This is a genomic window from Aeromonas sp. 96A (assembly GCF_051919165.1).
Taxonomy (GTDB): Bacteria; Pseudomonadota; Gammaproteobacteria; order Enterobacterales; family Aeromonadaceae; genus Aeromonas; species Aeromonas veronii.
The window spans coordinates 1857455-1875686 of sequence record NZ_JBQBFE010000001.1 but is presented as its reverse complement, the minus strand read 5'-3'; the positions used below and the strand labels follow the sequence as shown (position 1 = coordinate 1875686).

Below are 18232 nucleotides of genomic sequence, written 5' to 3'. Positions count from 1 at the left end.
AGTCATGATTCTTGGTTATGAAAAAGAGACATTAATAGCAGCCAAAGGGATTGCTACTGCGAGTGAAATTCAGCAACAGCCTGCTACATGGTTAGAAACATTAGGCATGGTCGAGAAGGAAAGAGTCGCCATAGACCGATTTATTATTCCTTTATTAATGAAAGGTAATCTACGAATTATTTTGACTGGTGCTGGTACATCTGCTTTTGCTGGGCGTGCATTGGCCCCTTATCTATCGGCACGAATTAACGGTAGAGTAGAGTCGATACCCAGTACTGATATCGTTACTGATCCAAAAGAGTGCCTTAACAAAGACATCCCTACGTTACTTGTCTCGTTTGCCCGTTCGGGAAATAGCCCTGAAAGTGTGGCTGCTGTTGATTTGGCTAGTAGTTTGGTAAGTGAATGCTATCACTTGGTTCTCACTTGCAATACTGATGGGAAACTATATCAGCGTTGTCAGAACGATAGTCGATCACTGGCACTGTTGATGCCGCCTCAAACCAATGATCGTAGTTTTGCCATGACAAGTAGCCTCACTAGCATGATGTTGAGCTGCTTGGCCGTATTGTTGCCAAAACAGTTCAACCAGCATGCTTGTACTTCACTGGCTGTCGTGAGTGAGGCAATCCTGAAACAGATCGTTCAAACGGTGCCTGCATGGAATGCGCCTCTACCACAACGAGTTATCTATCTTGGCTGTGGCAGTCTGCAAGGGGTGGCTCAGGAGGCGGCACTCAAGCTGTTAGAGCTGACTGCCGGACGCCTAGTCGCCATGTTTGATTCTCCGACCGGATTTCGCCACGGGCCCAAATCCGTGGTCGATAGCAATACCCTGATTGTGCACATGATCTCCAATGATCCTTATACACGACAGTATGACTTGGATTTATTGGATGAGCTGCGACGTGATGGTGTTGCTGCTCGCGTAGTGGCATTGGCTGACCTTCCTGAGCCACGGATCGAGGCTGGTGAACATATCTACCTTCCACGGACTCTGAATGGAGATGATGCAGAACTAGCATTCTGCTACCTGCTATATGCCCAGTTCTATGCATTTCATACATCAATGGCTTTGGGTATCAATCCTGACAACCCATGTCCGAGTGGCTGTGTCAACCGGGTCGTTCAAGGCGTAACCATCTATCCACATCCCGAGCAATTGAAGCAGCAATTGGATGAAGAATCATGTCTAACCGCATGTTAAAAAAATGTCATGTGCAGGGGGGCGCGAGTCAATCTGGGGACTGCCGGTTCGGTTTCATTGTGAATGAACATACTGGTGAAGAGCGTCACGATGACTCGATGGATTTGGTAGAGGAGGGCATTTGATGGCCTCACGGATCCGTGCCCGTCGCCTGCTGACCGAACAGGGTTGGCTGGAACATCAGGAGCTCACCCATGAAGGGGGCATCATCACCGCTATCGACCCCATCACTGATGGCGATCCGGCGCTGGATGTCGAGCTGCTGGTGCCCGCGCTGATCGATGGTCATGTCCACGGCGGTGCCGGTGTCGATGTCATGGATAGCGATGGCAATGCCTTGGCTACCTTGTCGATGGCCAAGGCGGCAGAAGGGGTTGGTGCTTTTCTTGCCACCACGGTCACCGCCCCACTCCCCGAGATAGAGCAAGCACTTGCCCGCATTGCCGATGGCGTTGCTCACGGCATGCCGGGCGCCGAGCTGCTCGGCTGCTATCTGGAAGGGCCCTACTTCACGCCGGACAACAAGGGCGCCCACGATCAGGCGCTGTTTCGGGAGCTGGATATTGCCGAACTGACCCACCTGCAACAGCTGGCGCGCGGCAGCCTGAAAGTGGTCGCGCTGGCACCGGAAAAGCCCAACGCCATCGCGTCCATTCACCATCTTGTTGCAAACGGCGTGCGGGTGATGCTGGGCCACTCGGCGGCGGATCACGACACCACCATGGCGGCGCTGGCGGCGGGCGCCTCCGGGCTGGTGCACTGCTTCAACGGCATGCGCGGCCTGCACCACCGCGAACCTGGTATGGTCGGTGCAGGTCTTGTCCATCCCACAGCCTGGTTGGAGCTGATCGCCGATGGCCATCATCTCCACCCGAGCGTGCTCAAGCTCTGTCACTGCTGCGCCGGCCAGCGTCTGCTCTTGGTCACCGATGCGATGCGCGCCGCCGGTATGCCCGATGGTCACTATCTGCTTGGCAACTATCGGGTCGAGATGAAAAACGGCGTGGTACGCACCGACACCGGCGGTCTGGCGGGCAGCACCCTCACCCTGCTTGGCGCCGTACGCAACATGGTGCAGCTGGCGAGCGTACCGCTCGATGCAGCCATCGCAATGGCCTCACTGGCACCAGCAAAGATGCTCGGCATTGCCGATCGCCTCGGTTCACTGGCAGTTGGCAAACAGGCCAACCTGCTCGCCCTCACCACTGAACTCAATCAACAACATATCTGGGTGGCTGGCCGGGAGATAAACCCGACTCAGCTCTCCTCCCTTTTCTCAGGATCTTGCGTCAATCAGGACGCTCAGGAGTCACTATGTATCTGATCTCTTCCCATGAAATGCTCAAAGATGCCCAGCGCCGCGGCTACGCCGTACCGGCTTTCAACATCCACAACCTGGAAACCGTGCAGGTGGTAGCCCGCACTGCCGCTCGCATGCGCTCTCCGGTGATCCTGGCTGGCACCCCGGGTACCTATCGCCATGCCGGGGTCGAGTATCTGGTCTCTATCTGTCAGGCTGCCGCCCATGAATATCGCATCCCGCTGGTGCTGCATCTGGATCACCACGAAGACGAGCAGGACATCCACAGCAAGGTCGAAGCGGGGATTCGCTCCGCAATGATCGATGCCTCGCACTTTCCGTTTGAAGAGAACATCGAGAAGGTGCGCAGCGTGGTGACCTTCTGCCACCGCATGGGCGCCAGCGTCGAAGCGGAGCTGGGCCAGCTGGGCGGTCAGGAGGATGACCTCATCGTCGATGCCGCTCATGCCAAATTTACCGATCCGCTCAAGGCGGCCGAGTTTGTCCGCCGCACCGGTATCGACTCGCTGGCGGTGGCCATCGGCACCGCCCACGGCCTCTACAAGGAGGAGCCCCGTCTGGACTTTGCGCGCCTCGCCGCCATTCGCGAGCAGGTGGATATTCCGCTGGTGCTGCACGGCGCCTCCGGCGTACCGGAAGCCGATGTGCGCCGCTGCATCGAACTCGGGATCTGCAAGGTCAACGTTGCGACCGAACTGAAGATCGCCTTCGCCGATGCCATGAAAGCCTTCCTTGGCTCTCATCCGGATGCCAGCGACCCGCGCCAGTATCTGGTGCCAGCCATGGCAGCAATGGAAGAGGTGGTTGCAGCGAAAATTCGTATGTGTATGAGCGAAGGGAAGATTTAACGTGATTTTGTTTCAGCGAGCTAAATCAACATTACGAAGACACAATATGGCATTGTGATTACATGATTCAATGCGGTGACATTATGAGTATGTTATGTGTTGAAGGCTATTAAATATATGCTCTAAAGCTAATCAGATCTTTTTATTGATTTAATCAAGCACAGTTCGTTGTTTCAATTTCTTTGTTTCACTTGGTTTTGCTTATGAATAAAATGAGAACTTTGTGAAAGCGATCTCAATTTTGGTAACTTTCGTTTCCTTTTTTTTATGTGGTGGGTAGACTAAAGGAAGTTGAACTAAGTGGAAAGTGAATTGTTGCTTGTGTAGCTGCAGACGTGACAAGTTACTTTGGTGTCCATTTTTCGTTGAATAAATCGGATTTTCAGGTTTTACCAGCACATATGTTGGTACATTTATAATATAGGAAGATATATGACAACTCCAAATATTGTCTGGACTCGAATTGATGAACGCTTGTTACATGGCCAAATTCGTATCACATGGGGGAAGCACTCGGAGGCTAATCTGATATTGGTTGCTAATGACGAGGCGGCGGAGGGACCTAATGCGGCGTTTATGCAAGCAGGGATGAAGGCATCTGCTGGTGGGGAATATGCCGTCCGCTTCTTCACAATTCAAAAAACAATTGATGTCATTCACAATGCAACGGAAAAACAGCGAATTTTTATTCTTTGCAATAATCCAACTGATGTTGCTCGCTTAGTTTCTGGTGGAGTTCCGATTACTCATTGCAATATCGGAAATATGCATTACCACGATGGTAAAAAACAAATCACAAAAACAGTCTCTGTTGATGAAGTAGATATGAAGGCATTTGAAATGATGGCTAGTCATGGTGTCTCATGTACGATTCAAAACACCCCAGATCAAACGGAAGTAGATATTTTCTCATTGGCAAGTAATGCTGCCTAATAAAATATTTGCTTAATGTAAACAAATTGAAAATATAAAAGGAATAGGGCATGTTTTTCGAAGCTATGCTTGTTGCAATTTGGGCATTTTTTTGTGGCATCGATAAATTCGATGTCGCATTAAATATTCATCGCCCCATTATTACTGGCCCTGTGGTGGGGTTAATTATGGGGGATATGCAAATTGGTTTGGTGGCTGGGGCTACCTTGGAGTTGGCTTGGTTAGGATTGGTACCTAACGCAGGTGCGCAGCCACCTGATGTTACAATGGGTACCATCGCAGCAGTCGCTTTTGCTGTGATGACTGGTCAATCTGCGGAAGTGGCTATGGGTGTCGGGATGCCCATCGCGGTCCTGATGCAGATGTTAGTGATTGGTTTCTTTGCATTGACTTCTTTCACTATGGGTAAGGCGGATCGTTACGCAGAACAGGGTGATGCATCTGGTATCGATCGATTACTGATAGCGACTATTTCACTTCGCTCAATGCTTTACGCTGTTGTCGCATTTGCTACAGTCTATTTTGGTGAACATGGTGCAACTTGGATTGATGAAAATGCACCAACGGTATTGTTAGAAGGACTAGGGATTGGTGCCAAGATGGTGCCAGCGATCGGTTTTGCCATGTTGCTTAAAATTATGTGGTCGAAAGAAGTTGCTGGGATATTTTTTATCGGTTTTGTGATGACAACCTATCTCAAGTTACCAATTATGGCTGTTGCGATTTTGGGGGCATCTGCCGCGGCTCTTTATTACTTCTTTAGTGGAAATACCAACTCAAACAAGCAAGCAGAGGAATTTGAAGATGGCATCTGATATTACAATGTCTCCACTGAGGAATAATGTTGAGGCATCTCAAGTAAAAAATAATTCATTGGTAGATAATATAGATGCTTATGAAGATACCGCTGTACGTAAAGTCATCACCAAGAAAGATTTGTGGATCTGTTCTTTACGTGGCTTGTTTATGGAGGGCAACTTCAACTTTGAACGAATGCAGGGTGGTGGTTTTGCATACTCCATTATTCCTGCTTTAAAAAAGATTCATGGTAATAATAGAAATGATCTAGCCAAAGCATTGAAAAATCATTTGCAGTTCTTCAATGCAAGTCCGAAATTATTTACCTTCCTGCTAGGTACAGCTATAGCAATGGAAGAGAATAAAGAAAAACCGTCTACTGTCAACGTAATGAAAGTGGCTGGTATGGGCCCTACCGGTGGTATTGGCGATGCGATAGACCACATGACGTTGATGCCATTGACATTAGCACTGGGGGCGTCGATTGCCATTGAAGGATCTATTGCTGGTCCGTTTGTTTTCTTCCTGCTATATCAGATTGTGCACTTTTTTGTTTATTTTGGTTTGATGTTCATGGGATACCGTGCTGGTACTGCAGCGATGGTAAACATGAGTGATGCAACAGAAAAGCTAGCAAAAGCTGCCAATATCATGGGTATTTTCGTAATCGGCGCACTATCGGCAACATTTATCAAGTTACAGACGACAGCATCCTTAGAGCTCGGTGGTAAAACGGTAGAGCTTCAAGCTTCGTTGTTTGACAAAATCATGCCAAATCTATTGCCGTTAGCATTGGTATTTTTTATGTTCAAGATGGTTAAGGGGACTGGGTTCTGGGCAAAGCCACCAGTGCTTATTTTCTCAACCTTGGCCGCTGGGGTAGTCGGGCATTACCTTGGGATTATTTGAATACGCTAATCAATACTAATGGGGTGGGGTATCCCCCACCTATTTAAGAGGGATAATTTACATGATCGGTATTGTAGTGTCTGGACATATCAACTTTGCATCCGGAATGCAGTCTGCAATGAAAGCGATTGTGGGGGAGCCGGAGCAGATGCGCTTCGTCGACTTTGTCGAGTCCATGTCGACGGACGATTTGGAGACTGCTCTGAGAAATGCGGCTCAGGAAGTTAACTCTGACGATGGCGTACTGTTTTTAACAGATATTCCTGGCGGTTCACCAGCAAATCGAGCATCCGTCATTTTAATGGATTCCGATCAGGTAGAGGTATTGTCTGGGGTTAACTTACCAATGATTGCAAATGCCGCATTTGAACGTGACGGTGCATCATTGCATGAGCTGGTCGATATTCTTCAAGATATTGGTAAAAGTACAATTCAGGATATGAGAAAGGCACTGGAGGCTGCCATTGTTGAGGAGTGCATTAGTGAGGAAGAGGGTCTTTAATAATGCTCTCATTCAGTATTACGTGGGAGTCTTATAAGGTATTTTCCCCTGCATTATGAGGAATTAATTCTCACGACTGCTTTGTCATGAATGAACAGTCAGCAATGCACTGATGGCTAGTTATTTTCATCGATGTCAGTGGCTGTGGTTATAACTTGAGGTTTTAAAATGGAAATTCGTCAACCCATACACAGTGAACATGCGCAACACTTAGATACAAGTGGCCTGCGTCGCCATTTTCTGATCGAAGAGATGTTCCAGCAGAATAAAATCAATCTTACCTATAGTCACATAGACCGTATCATCGTTGGTGCCGCTGTACCGCTTGGTGAGCCTCTTTCTCTGGAAGGTGGGAAGGAGATCGGGGTTGAGTTCTTTCTGCAACGTCGTGAGTTGGGTGTGATCAACATCGGTGAGCCAGGTTTGGTGACTGTTGATGGTAAGACTTTTGAGATTGGTGCTCGTGAGGCTCTCTATGTTGGCATGGGGGCGCGTGAAATTGTATTTTCCAGCGTAAAACCGGAGCATCCTGCGCGTTTTTATCTTAATTGTGCTCCGGCTCATCATGCTTATCCGACGCGTAAAATTTCTCGCGAAGAGGCTGCTCCGGAATCTTTGGGAAGTCAGGAAAATTGTAACGTTCGCACCATTTATAAATACTTGCATCCTTCGGTACTGCCGACTTGCCAGTTGCTGATGGGAATGACAGAACTCGCTCCAGGCAATCTGTGGAATACCATGCCTTGTCATACCCACGAACGCCGCATGGAGGTTTATCTCTATTTTGACATGAGCGAGAACAACCTGGTTTTCCACTACATGGGTGAACCTCAGGAGACTCGGCATCTGGTGGTACGTAATGAGCAGGCGGTAATCAGTCCGAGTTGGTCTATCCACTCTGGTGTCGGTACTTCGGCTTATACCTTCATTTGGGGCATGGTCGGTGAAAACCAGACTTTCCACGATATGGATCATGTTGCCATGAGTGATTTGAAGTAAACCCTACTAATTAATTTATGCGGGTTGCTTGACGCAAGCCAATCCGCCTTGTCGCAGGAAGAAATATGAACATGTTTGATCTCATGGGTAAAGTCGCTATGGTGACCGGCTGTAATACCGGTCTTGGACAGGGCATGGCATTGGGTCTTGCTCAGGCTGGGGCTGATATCGTTGGTGTCGGTTACGAACCAGCTGCTGAGACACAGGCAGCCATTGAAGCAATGGGACGGAAATTTCACTACATCACTGCAAATTTGATGCAACAGGACTTGCTGGGTGCAATTGTCTCAGAAGCTGTCGAAGTAATGGGTGGTGTAGATATTCTAGTGAATAATGCTGGTATTATTCGCCGTCAGGATATTCTCGAGTTTACAAATAAGGATTGGGATGACGTGATTAATATCAACCAAAAGACGGTATTTTTCTTGTCACAGGCGGTAGCTAAGCAATTTGTTAAACAAGGTCGGGGTGGCAAGATCATCAATATTGCCTCAATGCTCTCGTTCCAGGGGGGTGTGAGAGTTCCTTCCTATACAGCTAGTAAGTCTGCGGTAATGGGTCTGACGAGAGCTCTTGCCACTGAACTTGCTCATCATGGCATTAATGTTAATGCCATTGCGCCAGGCTATATGGCAACGGATAACACCGCTGCTCTACGTGCAGATGAGGCTCGTAACCTCGCAATCTTGGAGCGGATCCCCGCTAATCGTTGGGGAGTGCCATCTGATCTAGCTGGCCCTGCGGTATTTTTGGCATCAGCTGCCAGCGACTATGTTAATGGCTACACATTGGCCGTTGATGGTGGCTGGCTAGCACGTTGATAGGGAGAGCTCACAATGTCATCTGAAGCTAGAGTTGAGGTGCTGGCAGCGATGAAGCGTGTTTATCGCTATCAAGCGGCCCATCAGACCCGTAGTGTGGTTCGTCGTAGCGGCAAGGTTCGATTTATTAAAGATACTGATTGGGAGCGGGGGGTATTCTGGTCCTGTGTTGCGAGCGCATGGCAAGCAACCGATGACAATGAATACCTTAATGGGGTGATGGACTATACATTGCATACCGGTTTTCGGGCCGGCCCTAACCCACGGTTTGCTGATGATCATGTGTGCTGCCAGGCCTACCTGGATGTCTATCCATTGGTCAACCAGATTGAAGCGCTGGAGCCGACCATCAAGGCCCTCGATTTGATGTTGGAATCTCCGGCTCCAGGTCGCCAAGATTGGTGGTGGTGTGACTCTTTATTTATGGCTCCCCCCGTGTTTGCTGGGCTCTCCCAACTGACAGGTGATCACAAGTATCTGGATTATATGGAGCCTGCATTTTGGGATGCGGTGGATCATTTATTAGATCCACAAACCGGTCTTTTCTTTCGTGATCATCGCTATATCCCTGATGGAAAAGGGGGGGAGTTGCGTGAAGCAAATGGAGAGTTGGTTTTCTGGAGTCGAGGGGTGGGTTGGGTACTGGCCAGTATCCCTCGCTTGCTAGCACGAATGCCTGATGACCATCCCTCACGGGAACGTTACCTGACACTGTTTTGTCGCTTGGCCAAGACAATATGTCGCTATCAACAGCCGGATGGTTTTTGGCGCACCAGTTTGCTCGATCCAGAGCATTTCCCCGCGCCAGAGAGCAGTGCAACGTCATTGTTTTGTTATGGTTTGGCCTGGGGGATCAATCAGGGGATTCTATCTCGTGATGAGTACCTCCCATCTGTACTTTCATCCTGGCAGGCATTACTCGGTTGTATCCATGAAAATGGCATGATGGGTTGGGTGCAGTTGCCCGCATTTAATCCCCGCGATGTTCAGAGAGACCATAATATTGACTATGGTGCAGGTGTATTTTTGCTTGCTGCCACAGAGGTGATGCAACTCGTATAGTGTAGTGGCGTACACGAGTCGCAATGATATAAAGACCCAGCCAGCAGGCTGGGTTTTCATTTTCTTTTTTCTTTGTCGTGCAAATTGTGACATCACACAACAAATGCTTTCATGTTGTTTCGTACACTACAGTCATAGCTTCAATTTATTTAAAGTAACGACATCATGAGCATTGATCAAAAGAGTCAAACAGCATTTCATATAATGGCAAAGCCAACAGGCTATCGCTGTAATCTCAAGTGTGAGTACTGTTTTTATCTGGAGAAAGAACACACCATTCATCAGGATAGTCCCACTGCATCACAGACTATGTCAGATGCGACCCTGAAGCGTTACATCCGGGAATATATCCGCTCTCAACATAGCCAGCAGATAGACTTCTCATGGCAGGGGGGAGAACCTACTCTCGCAGGCTTGGATTTTTACCGCAATGTGGTTGCATATCAACAGAAATATGCGGATGGAAAGCATATTACCAACAGCTTTCAAACCAACGCGATAGGGATTAATCGTCAATGGGCCGAATTTTTTGCCAAGCATAATTTCTTGGTTGGTATATCTGTAGATGGACTGCAAAGTGTGCACGACGCATATCGCGTTTCAGTGAATGGTAACCCAACATTTGAACGAGTTCAGTATGCGATAAAATTGCTGAAAGAGTTTGGCGTAGAGTTCAACACTCTGACTGTAATTAATGATAAAAATTGGGATAAGGGGCGTGACACCTATCTTGCGCTGAAAAACTTGGGCGTAAATTTCATGCAGTTTATTCCTTTGGTGGAGTTGTCACCTGATAGTCTTGCTGATAATAATGGCCATTATACACCTATGACAAATCCAAAATTAATGGAATTTTCCGTGCCTGCACATGGTTATGGTCGTTTCATGGCGGATATCTTTGATGAATGGTGTCAAAATGATGTCGGGCGTGTTTTCATTCGTATGTTTGATAGTATCCTCGCAGTTTGGATGGGGTATCCTGCTTCAGTATGTGTTCAGTCTAAGGATTGTGGTCAGGCAGTTATCATTGAAGCAAATGGTGATTTGTATTCATGCGATCATTATGTATATCACGCTAATAGACTCGGGAATATTCATTCGCAATCACTTGTCAGTATTGTAACTGGTAAGAAACAAAATAAATTTGGGAAAGCAAAATCATCACGTTTGACCTCTGAATGTCAACAATGTGATGTTCATTTACTTTGTTATGGTGGTTGCCCAAAACATAGAATTATTTCTATTCCAACTGAAAAATATCGGCATAACTATTTGTGCCCCTCATACCGCCATATATTTAACTACACGGCCCCCATCATGGCAAGGATGGCTGATGAGATTCGAAAAGGAGGTGTTGCCGCTAATGTAATAGTCAATGGTCACAAATATTGATGAAAGCTAAATTAATGGGGTTGAAATTTACACTATGTCAAAAAAAATCATCGCAAGCATGGTTGCTCTTGCCTGTTCAATGTCACCTGTAATGGCTTACAGTGCCGAATCAGCGCAACCCAATGTGCTCGTTATAATAATGGATGACCTAGGTACGGGTCAGCTAGACTTTACTCTTAATTCATTAGATCGAGAGGCTCTTGAGAAGCGCCAGGTAGCTCCGCGCTATCAAGGCGATATTACAAAAATGATAGATGCTGCTGCTCATTCAATGCCAAATGTAGTAAATTTAGCTCATTCCGGTGTTAAAATGACAAATGCATTTGTCGCTCATCCCGTATGCGGACCATCCCGAGCAGGTATATTTACGGGGCGATACCCAGCAAGTTTTGGAACTTATAGTAATGATGATGCATCACAAGGTATTCCGCTTGGTGTAACATTACTTCCTAAACTATTCCAAGACAATGGCTATGCTACCGCTACAATTGGTAAATGGCATAATGCTAAAGTAGAAAGTAAAAATTTAGTACCAGAAAATGCCCGAACTAGGGATTATCATGATAATGAAGTGACGGTAACATCAAAAGGATATGAACCCAATGAGCGAGGGTTTGATTATTCCTATAGTTATTATGCGTCAGGTGCAGCGTTATGGAACTCACCTGCAATATGGGTAAATGGCAAAAACGTACCATCTCAAGGATATTTGACGCATAATTTGACTAATGAAGCCATCAAGTTTATTAAAAACAACAAGAGTAAGCCTTTTTTTATTAACCTTTCTTATAGTGTGCCACATATCCCTTTGGAGCAAAATTCACCAGCTCGATACATGGATAAATTTAATACAGGCAATATAGAAGCAGATAAATATTTTGCAGCCATTAATGCCGCAGATGAAGGGATTGGACAAATCCTAGACACATTGAAAAAAAGAGATGAACTCGATAATACACTAATCTTTTTCCTTTCAGATAATGGTGCGGTGCACGAGTCGCCGATGCCATTGAATGGCATGGACAGGGGATTCAAAGGGCAAATGTATAATGGCGGGGTTAGAGTCCCATTCATTGTTTCATGGCCTAAAAAGATCCCTGCTGGTCAAGTCAGTGACATCATGGTATCTGCATTAGATATATTGCCAACTGCATTGAACTCAGCCGGTATTGAAATACCCAGCACCATGCATATAGATGGCAAGAATATTATGCCTGTACTTAGTGGCGTCAGTCATGACTCACCTCATGATTATCTATATTGGGCTGGCCCTGGCGCCAAGCATTACAGTGAAGATAATGATAAGTTCTGGGCAGGATATTGGAAATGGATCACCTATCAGAGTAATGATATCCCAAGTAATCCAAATCTAGAAAAATTATCTCCAGGTTCATGGGCCATACGTGATGGTGAATGGGCACTGTATTTCTATGATGATGGTGGTCAAATCAGATTATTCAATGACAAATTAAATCCTGCCGAAAGCAAGGACCTTTCTTTACAATATCCAGACAGGGTTAAGAAAATGAAATCAGCATTCTATGACTGGATTAAAAACAAACCAAAGCCAGTTGCATGGGGTGGGGACCGTTATCAGGTTTTAACTACATCAGCACAAAGCTAAATACATGGCCACCAGATTGGTGGCCGTGTCATTGAAACTAAAGGGTTTTTATTCGATGAGAATTTCTGAAACAAAACGTCCATATATTCCTTATGAAAATCCTGATCTGGCTATGTACTGCCATCTTTTTAGAGAGAATTTGATACGTCAACGTTACAGAAAATGTGTTTATCGTGATAATGACAAGTACATCACTGATGTCTTCTCAACGTCAGAAGGTGAGTTGAGATATCAATGTGCCGAGTTGGTAAAATATTTTATTGAAGCATTTGAACACTATGCTGTTTGGGACTATACGCATGCATATTATCCCGGGAAACCTAGTCAGCAAAGTGCTAGAACTGATGCTATGGAGGGGACTAGCCGATTATTACCAACATTGGCATCTTGGCTACATGGAAAAGACATTCAAGACAATAAAATTACCCTAATCAATGGTAATCATCTGAATGTGGCTGAAGTTATTCGTCGTGCATTTATCGCGGGCACAGACCCCCATCACATGGGTTATTGGGGGCGGATGCATGATTGCGATCAGCGTATTTGTGAAAGTGCAGATTTGGCTCTAACACTCTGGTTGAGTCGTGAGCATGTATGGAAATATTACTCTGATGCAGAGCGAAAACAAATAATCGCATGGTTTTGTCAAGTGAATGAGTTGATCACTGTTGACAATAACTGGCATTTGTTTCCGTTAACGGTGCAGTGCGTGTTTAAGGCACTAACAGGAGAAGACCATATTAATCGAAGAAAATATGATAGGATCAAAGAGTTTTATGTCGGTTCAGGCTGGTTTCGCGATGGCGCATTAGGTAACTATGACTATTATAATGCGTGGGGTTTTCATTATTCACTTTATTGGCTAGACCAAATTCTTCCTGATTTTGACCCTGAGTTTATTCGTGGCACTCTAGCTGAATTTGTTGCTTCCTATCGCTATTTTTTCACTACGCAGGGATTACCATTTTTTGGCCGTAGTGCTTGCTATCGACTAGCCGCAGCAGCCCCTCTGATTGCAGCTGCAGATCACGCTATCTTGCCACCAGGGGAAGTGAAGCATGCTTTTAGTTCTTCGCTTTCTTATTTTATTTCGAATGGTGCACTGGAAGCAGGCCTTCCAACCCAAGGAGTATTTGGGTGTGATGATAGGTTAATAGATAACTACAGTGGCCCAGCAAGTAGCCTCTGGTCTTTGCGGGCCTTGAATATGGCTCTCTATTGCGGGGAGCGAAGTGGTCTCTGGGAGGCGCAACCATTACCACTACCGGTCGAGCAAGGTGATTTTACTCTTGCGATACCTGCTATTGGACTCCAGCTGCAGGGTGTAAGGGAAACAAATGAAGTGGTTGCGCTGTTTCGTTTTGATTATACCGCGCAGCAGAGTCCTTTGACGCGACGTTTGGAGCAGCAACGCTGGTGGAATCGTTGTAAAGAATGGGTCATAGGAAGGGCAGAAAGACCGAAAAATAATCTGCTTCGAAAGGGAGTTACCTGTTACACCTCAAAAATGTTTCATTTCTTCTAGTGTTGCTTACGATTCTTTTCTTTTTATGTGATCGAGATCTTTGTGATTGTTGGTTTGTTTCGTTATCCTTCCTTTGCGGTTGGAAACGAAACTATTGGGGCATGATGTGTTCCAGTGCTAGTAAGATACTTGCAACATGGAACGCGTTTGTTCGTTGTGGGCTTATGAACTGGGTATGCGGGAATGCGTCAGCTCTTTCACTTATAGTGCATGGTGACTCATATGTGCCTTACGATTAAGGTGGATAACTCAAATGGATAAACAACCTGATGGTATCGCGATTCTCGGTGAGTGCATGGTTGAATTGAGCGGACCTGCATTCGGCATTCAGCAGCAAGCGTTTGGGGGCGATACCCTGAATACCGCTATTTATCTCTCTAGATTATTACCAGATCTATTTCCTCGTTATGTTACTGTACTGGGCCATGATCATTACAGCGATGGTATGTTGGAACGTTGGAAGGAAGAGCAGATAGATTGCTCTATGATATTGCGAGATCAGCATCGGCTTCCTGGTCTGTATGCCATCGAGATAGATAATCAGGGGGAGCGTTGTTTCCATTATTGGCGTAATGAATCCGCAGCACGTTTTCTCTGTCAACATGAGAAATTTACATCATGTCTGGATAAACTACATAGCATAGAGTTACTTTACCTATCTGGGATCAGTATCGCTATTTTACCTGAAGAGGATAAGGAGATATTGATTTTGGCTTTACAGTCACTTAAAGCCGCAGGTGTCACGATTGCATTTGACTCAAATTATCGTCCTCGTCTGTGGAATAATCATGCTCATGCGGCAATGTGGATTAATCGGTTATATCAACTGTGTGATATTGCGTTGGTAACTGCAGATGATGAAAGTTTGCTGCTTGATGAACCTCAGAGTTCAGAGATGATTATTGAGCGCTTGCACAATCTTGGTGTTAGCCAAGTTATTATCAAATTGGGTAAAGAAGGTGCTATGTGGTCCGTACTGGATGTTGGCTGTGGATTGAGTCGAGGTGAACAGGTCCAGAATGTGATCGATACGACAGCTGCTGGTGATTCGTTTAACGCGGGGTTTTTGGCTGCTCGACATCATAAGCTATCGGTAGCGGAGTGTTGCCGATGGGGTAACAAGGTCGCTGCAGAAGTGATACAGCATCGAGGCGCCATCATTGGCCGTCACTATATTGAGACGTTAACGAAGGAGTTGAAATCATGATGAGCAGGTGGCAAGAGCGGTTGGGGAAATTAAAAGTAGTCCCAGTGATTCAGATCGACAATGCCATGGATGCAGCCATGTTGGGTTCAACTTTGGTTGAAAATGGTTTGCCTGCTGCCGAGATCACCTTTCGCACTCCAGCAGCAGCGGAAGCTATTCGTCAGATAAAGGCAACAATCCCTGATATTATTCTTTGCGCTGGAACAGTATTGACACGGGAGCAAGTGGATCAAGCTATTGGTGCCGGTGCTGACTTTGTGATCAGTCCTGGATTGAATCCAAATATTGTTAAATACTGTCAGGATGCAGAGATCGGGATTATTCCAGGAGTGAATAATCCTAGCCAAATAGAACAGGGGTTGGAGCTGGGACTTCAACTATTGAAGTTCTTTCCCGCAGAAGCCTCTGGTGGTGTAGCTATGCTGAAGTCGCTAGCAGGACCATATCCCCAAGTTAGATTTATGCCTACCGGAGGAATTAACTTGAGTAATTTGCTGAGCTATCTGGCATTGCCGCAAGTATTAGCCTGCGGTGGTACTTGGATTGCCACTCCGTCAGCTATTAATGGTCATGATTGGGGCTCTATTGGTCTTAATGTTAGAAATACTATCAGTTTGATTCATAAGGGTTCCGTATGAATGGTTTTAAACATGTCGCGGTGCTATTGGCTGATGGATTCGAAGAGGCCGAAGCGGTCGTATTTATCGATATAATGCGAAGGCTGGATGTTAAAGTAGATGTACTCTCATGTATGGCGACAACCAAATTATCAACATATTTCGGTACCAGAATTGAGGCTGATGCTCTTCTGGATGAAAAGGTAGATTTTCTGTATGACGCCATTATGATGCCTGGCGGTCCGAAAGGAACCGACAATCTTTTTGGTTCTTTATATGTTCACAAGTTCATTACAAATCATATTGCTAACAATAAATTAATTTGTGCGCTTTGTTCTTCAGGTGCAAAGGTTCTGGCTGCACATAACTTGTTACAACATCATCAATATACCTGTGGCAGTGGATTGGAGAAGAAGTTTTCTGATGGTGCATATGTTGATAAAAAAGTTGTTGTGGATGGGCAGTTCATCACAGGCAAGGGCCTCGGTGTTAGTTTTGAATTTGCATTTACTGTTGCCCATCACTTATTAAGTGACAATCAAGCTAAGGTAGATTGGCAAGCACAACATATCTATTTTGAGCATTGGCCGCTGTCTGAATTGGATAATGGTTAGTTTTAGCAATATTCTGTTGGTTTATTGGGCATGTAAAAAGTCATCTCTTCGGAGATGATTTTTTACATCTATTCTCATGTCACTTCACTTCACTTCACTTCACTTCACTTCACTTCACTTCACTTCACCTGTCATTGTCTTTTTTTGAAATAAAAAGCACACATCGTAACTTTCATTTTGTTTGTGTGATCTTGGGCACGATGCGTTTTCTTTCTTTTGGTTATCATTTAACTGTTGGTAAGAGTTGAAAGAAAAGGTATCGAAATTATCTATTATTTCTGGAGTGAAACATGTCCATCTCTCGGCGTGATTTGCTGAAGGGACTAGCGGCAACCGGCGCGGTCGCTATGACTTCATCAATTTCAGGGTGTCAAACATCACTAAGTGGAGGCGCATCCACTGGGCGTATCAATGGAAAAACAAATCTATTAGTTGTATTTCCAGATGAGATGAGAGCTCATGCTCTTGGATTTATGGGGCAAGACCCATCATATACCCCTAATATAAATAGATTTGCGAAAGAGAGTGTTGTTCTTCGGCAAGCTGTATCCAATTTCCCGCTTTGTACCCCATTTCGTGGTATGTTGATGACGGGGCAATATCCATATCGCAATGGTATACAAGGTAACAGCCACACAGGTATGCCTGGCCAGTTTGGCGGAAAAGACTTTGGTATTGAGTTGAAAAAAGGCTCGGTGACTTGGTCAGATATTCTGAGCCAGCAAGGCTACTCAATGGGGTATATTGGTAAATGGCACCTCGATGCCCCCAGCGCACCTTTTATTCCAAGTTATAATAACCCAATGGAGGGGCGTTATTGGAATGATTGGACGGCACCGGATCGTCGACATGGTTTTGATTTTTGGTATTCATATGGTACGTATGATAAGCATATGTCACCTATGTATTGGGCCAATAATACTCCTCGTGATAATCCGATAAAAGTAAATCAGTGGAGTCCTGAACATGAGGCCGATATTGCGATAAAATATCTCCGTAATGAAAATGGGTCTTATCGCGATCAAGATAAGCCATTTGCACTTGTAGTATCAATGAATCCCCCCCACTCCCCATACGATGAGATACCCAAAAAATATCTAGATAAGTTTGATGGGAAGACATCGAAAGAATTGAATAGTAGGCCAAATGTTCAATGGAATAAAGAGTACCTAGAAGGATATGGTCCCCAGTATTTCAAAGAATACATGGCGATGGTTCATGGTGTTGATGAACAATTCGGAAGAATATTGGATGAGTTAGATAGCCTGGGGTTGAAAAATGATACATTAGTTGTATTTTTTTCAGATCACGGTAGTTGTATGGGTTCAAATGGTGAACCGACAAAAAATGTTTATTATGAGGAATCTATGAGGATTCCAATGATTTTTAGGTTGCCAGGGAAACTAAAACCAAAACAAGATGATTTACTTTTTTCTGCTCCTGACATATATCCTACAATATTCGGGTTACTCGGTTTTGAAGCATTAATACCCGATACGGTAGAAGGGAATAATTATGTTAAAACCCTGAAAGGTGAAGCTGGTGATGTTGTGCCGACATCGCAGTTTTATACTTTTATGCCATATGGTGCGCAATCATATGGCCGGCGTGGAATTAGAACTGAACGCTATACGATGGTTATCGATAGGAAGATTGGTAAGTCGTTGACATATATTTTGCATGATAATCAAAATGATCCTTATCAATTGCAGAACATAGCGGATAGTCACATGGATTTGGTTAATCAATTAATTGAACAAGAATTGATACCATGGTTAGAACATACCGGTGATCCATGGCGTCCAACAGAGGTACCTGTTGGCGTATTGAAAGCATACTCATAACATATTGTA

At 45.4% G+C, this 18232-nt stretch carries 17 protein-coding genes; all 17 read left to right on the top strand.

The genetic code is table 11. The annotated features are described in order from the left end of the window. The first annotated feature begins 4 nt into the window (after positions 1-4). The 17 genes from ACTG2W_RS08445 to ACTG2W_RS08365 all read left to right on the top strand — a co-directional run bounded on the left by ACTG2W_RS08445 (position 5) and on the right by ACTG2W_RS08365 (position 18223). Positions 5-1207 carry an SIS domain-containing protein gene (locus tag ACTG2W_RS08445; protein WP_245147386.1) on the top strand — a complete coding sequence of 401 codons (1203 nt, stop codon included), beginning with the start codon at positions 5-7 and terminating at the stop codon, positions 1205-1207. Between the two features lie 124 nt (positions 1208-1331). Continuing rightward, positions 1332-2531 (top strand): N-acetylglucosamine-6-phosphate deacetylase, encoded by a 1200-nt coding sequence (gene nagA, locus ACTG2W_RS08440; RefSeq protein ID WP_245147387.1) that lies wholly within the window; start codon positions 1332-1334, stop codon positions 2529-2531. Further along, complete coding sequence (locus ACTG2W_RS08435) at positions 2522-3376, top strand: tagatose bisphosphate family class II aldolase (protein WP_107682504.1); 855 nt, start codon at positions 2522-2524, stop codon at positions 3374-3376. The genes nagA and ACTG2W_RS08435 overlap by 10 nt, the downstream gene beginning before the upstream one ends. A gap of 432 nt (positions 3377-3808) precedes the next feature. Then, entirely contained in the window at positions 3809-4309 is a 501-nt protein-coding gene (agaV, locus tag ACTG2W_RS08430; RefSeq protein WP_245147388.1) for a PTS N-acetylgalactosamine transporter subunit IIB, read from the top strand. 50 nt (positions 4310-4359) lie between these two features. Further along, on the top strand, positions 4360-5124 hold the full coding sequence (agaW, locus tag ACTG2W_RS08425) for a PTS N-acetylgalactosamine transporter subunit IIC (RefSeq protein WP_107682502.1): 765 nt from the start codon (positions 4360-4362) through the stop codon (positions 5122-5124). Further along, entirely contained in the window at positions 5114-6016 is a 903-nt protein-coding gene (locus tag ACTG2W_RS08420) for a PTS system mannose/fructose/sorbose family transporter subunit IID (protein WP_107682501.1), read from the top strand. The genes agaW and ACTG2W_RS08420 overlap by 11 nt, the downstream gene beginning before the upstream one ends. A 61-nt stretch (positions 6017-6077) precedes the next feature. Continuing rightward, entirely contained in the window at positions 6078-6518 is a 441-nt protein-coding gene (agaF, locus tag ACTG2W_RS08415) for a PTS galactosamine/N-acetylgalactosamine transporter subunit IIA (RefSeq protein WP_167566946.1), read from the top strand. Positions 6519-6686: 168 nt separating this feature from the next. Further along, positions 6687-7517: a 5-dehydro-4-deoxy-D-glucuronate isomerase gene (gene kduI, locus ACTG2W_RS08410; RefSeq protein WP_107682499.1), complete on the top strand. Its 831-nt coding sequence runs from the start codon at positions 6687-6689 to the stop codon at positions 7515-7517. 65 nt (positions 7518-7582) lie between these two features. Then, entirely contained in the window at positions 7583-8338 is a 756-nt protein-coding gene (gene kduD / locus ACTG2W_RS08405; RefSeq protein WP_107682498.1) for a 2-dehydro-3-deoxy-D-gluconate 5-dehydrogenase KduD, read from the top strand. Positions 8339-8353: 15 nt separating this feature from the next. Continuing rightward, on the top strand, positions 8354-9400 hold the full coding sequence (locus ACTG2W_RS08400; protein ID WP_107682497.1) for a glycoside hydrolase family 88/105 protein: 1047 nt from the start codon (positions 8354-8356) through the stop codon (positions 9398-9400). Between the two features lie 165 nt (positions 9401-9565). Beyond that, the gene (locus ACTG2W_RS08395; RefSeq protein ID WP_167566948.1) at positions 9566-10792 is read left to right on the top strand and encodes an anaerobic sulfatase maturase; all 1227 of its coding nucleotides are present in this window, start codon (positions 9566-9568) and stop codon (positions 10790-10792) included. Between the two features lie 34 nt (positions 10793-10826). Then, positions 10827-12416, top strand: a complete 1590-nt coding sequence (locus ACTG2W_RS08390) for a sulfatase family protein (protein WP_245147389.1) — start codon at positions 10827-10829, stop codon at positions 12414-12416. A 4-nt stretch (positions 12417-12420) separates the two neighbouring features. Beyond that, the gene (locus tag ACTG2W_RS08385) at positions 12421-13941 is read left to right on the top strand and encodes a DUF2264 domain-containing protein (RefSeq protein ID WP_107682494.1); all 1521 of its coding nucleotides are present in this window, start codon (positions 12421-12423) and stop codon (positions 13939-13941) included. A 253-nt stretch (positions 13942-14194) separates the two neighbouring features. Next, a complete protein-coding gene (locus tag ACTG2W_RS08380) occupies positions 14195-15148 on the top strand; it encodes a sugar kinase (protein WP_167566954.1) in 954 nt (317 codons plus the stop codon). Continuing rightward, positions 15145-15786 (top strand): bifunctional 4-hydroxy-2-oxoglutarate aldolase/2-dehydro-3-deoxy-phosphogluconate aldolase, encoded by a 642-nt coding sequence (locus tag ACTG2W_RS08375; protein WP_245147390.1) that lies wholly within the window; start codon positions 15145-15147, stop codon positions 15784-15786. The genes ACTG2W_RS08380 and ACTG2W_RS08375 overlap by 4 nt, the downstream gene beginning before the upstream one ends. Further along, positions 15783-16379 (top strand): DJ-1/PfpI family protein, encoded by a 597-nt coding sequence (locus ACTG2W_RS08370; RefSeq protein WP_167566956.1) that lies wholly within the window; start codon positions 15783-15785, stop codon positions 16377-16379. The genes ACTG2W_RS08375 and ACTG2W_RS08370 overlap by 4 nt, the downstream gene beginning before the upstream one ends. Positions 16380-16669: 290 nt before the next feature. Next, positions 16670-18223: a sulfatase-like hydrolase/transferase gene (locus ACTG2W_RS08365; protein WP_245147391.1), complete on the top strand. Its 1554-nt coding sequence runs from the start codon at positions 16670-16672 to the stop codon at positions 18221-18223. The last annotated feature ends 9 nt before the right edge of the window (positions 18224-18232 follow it).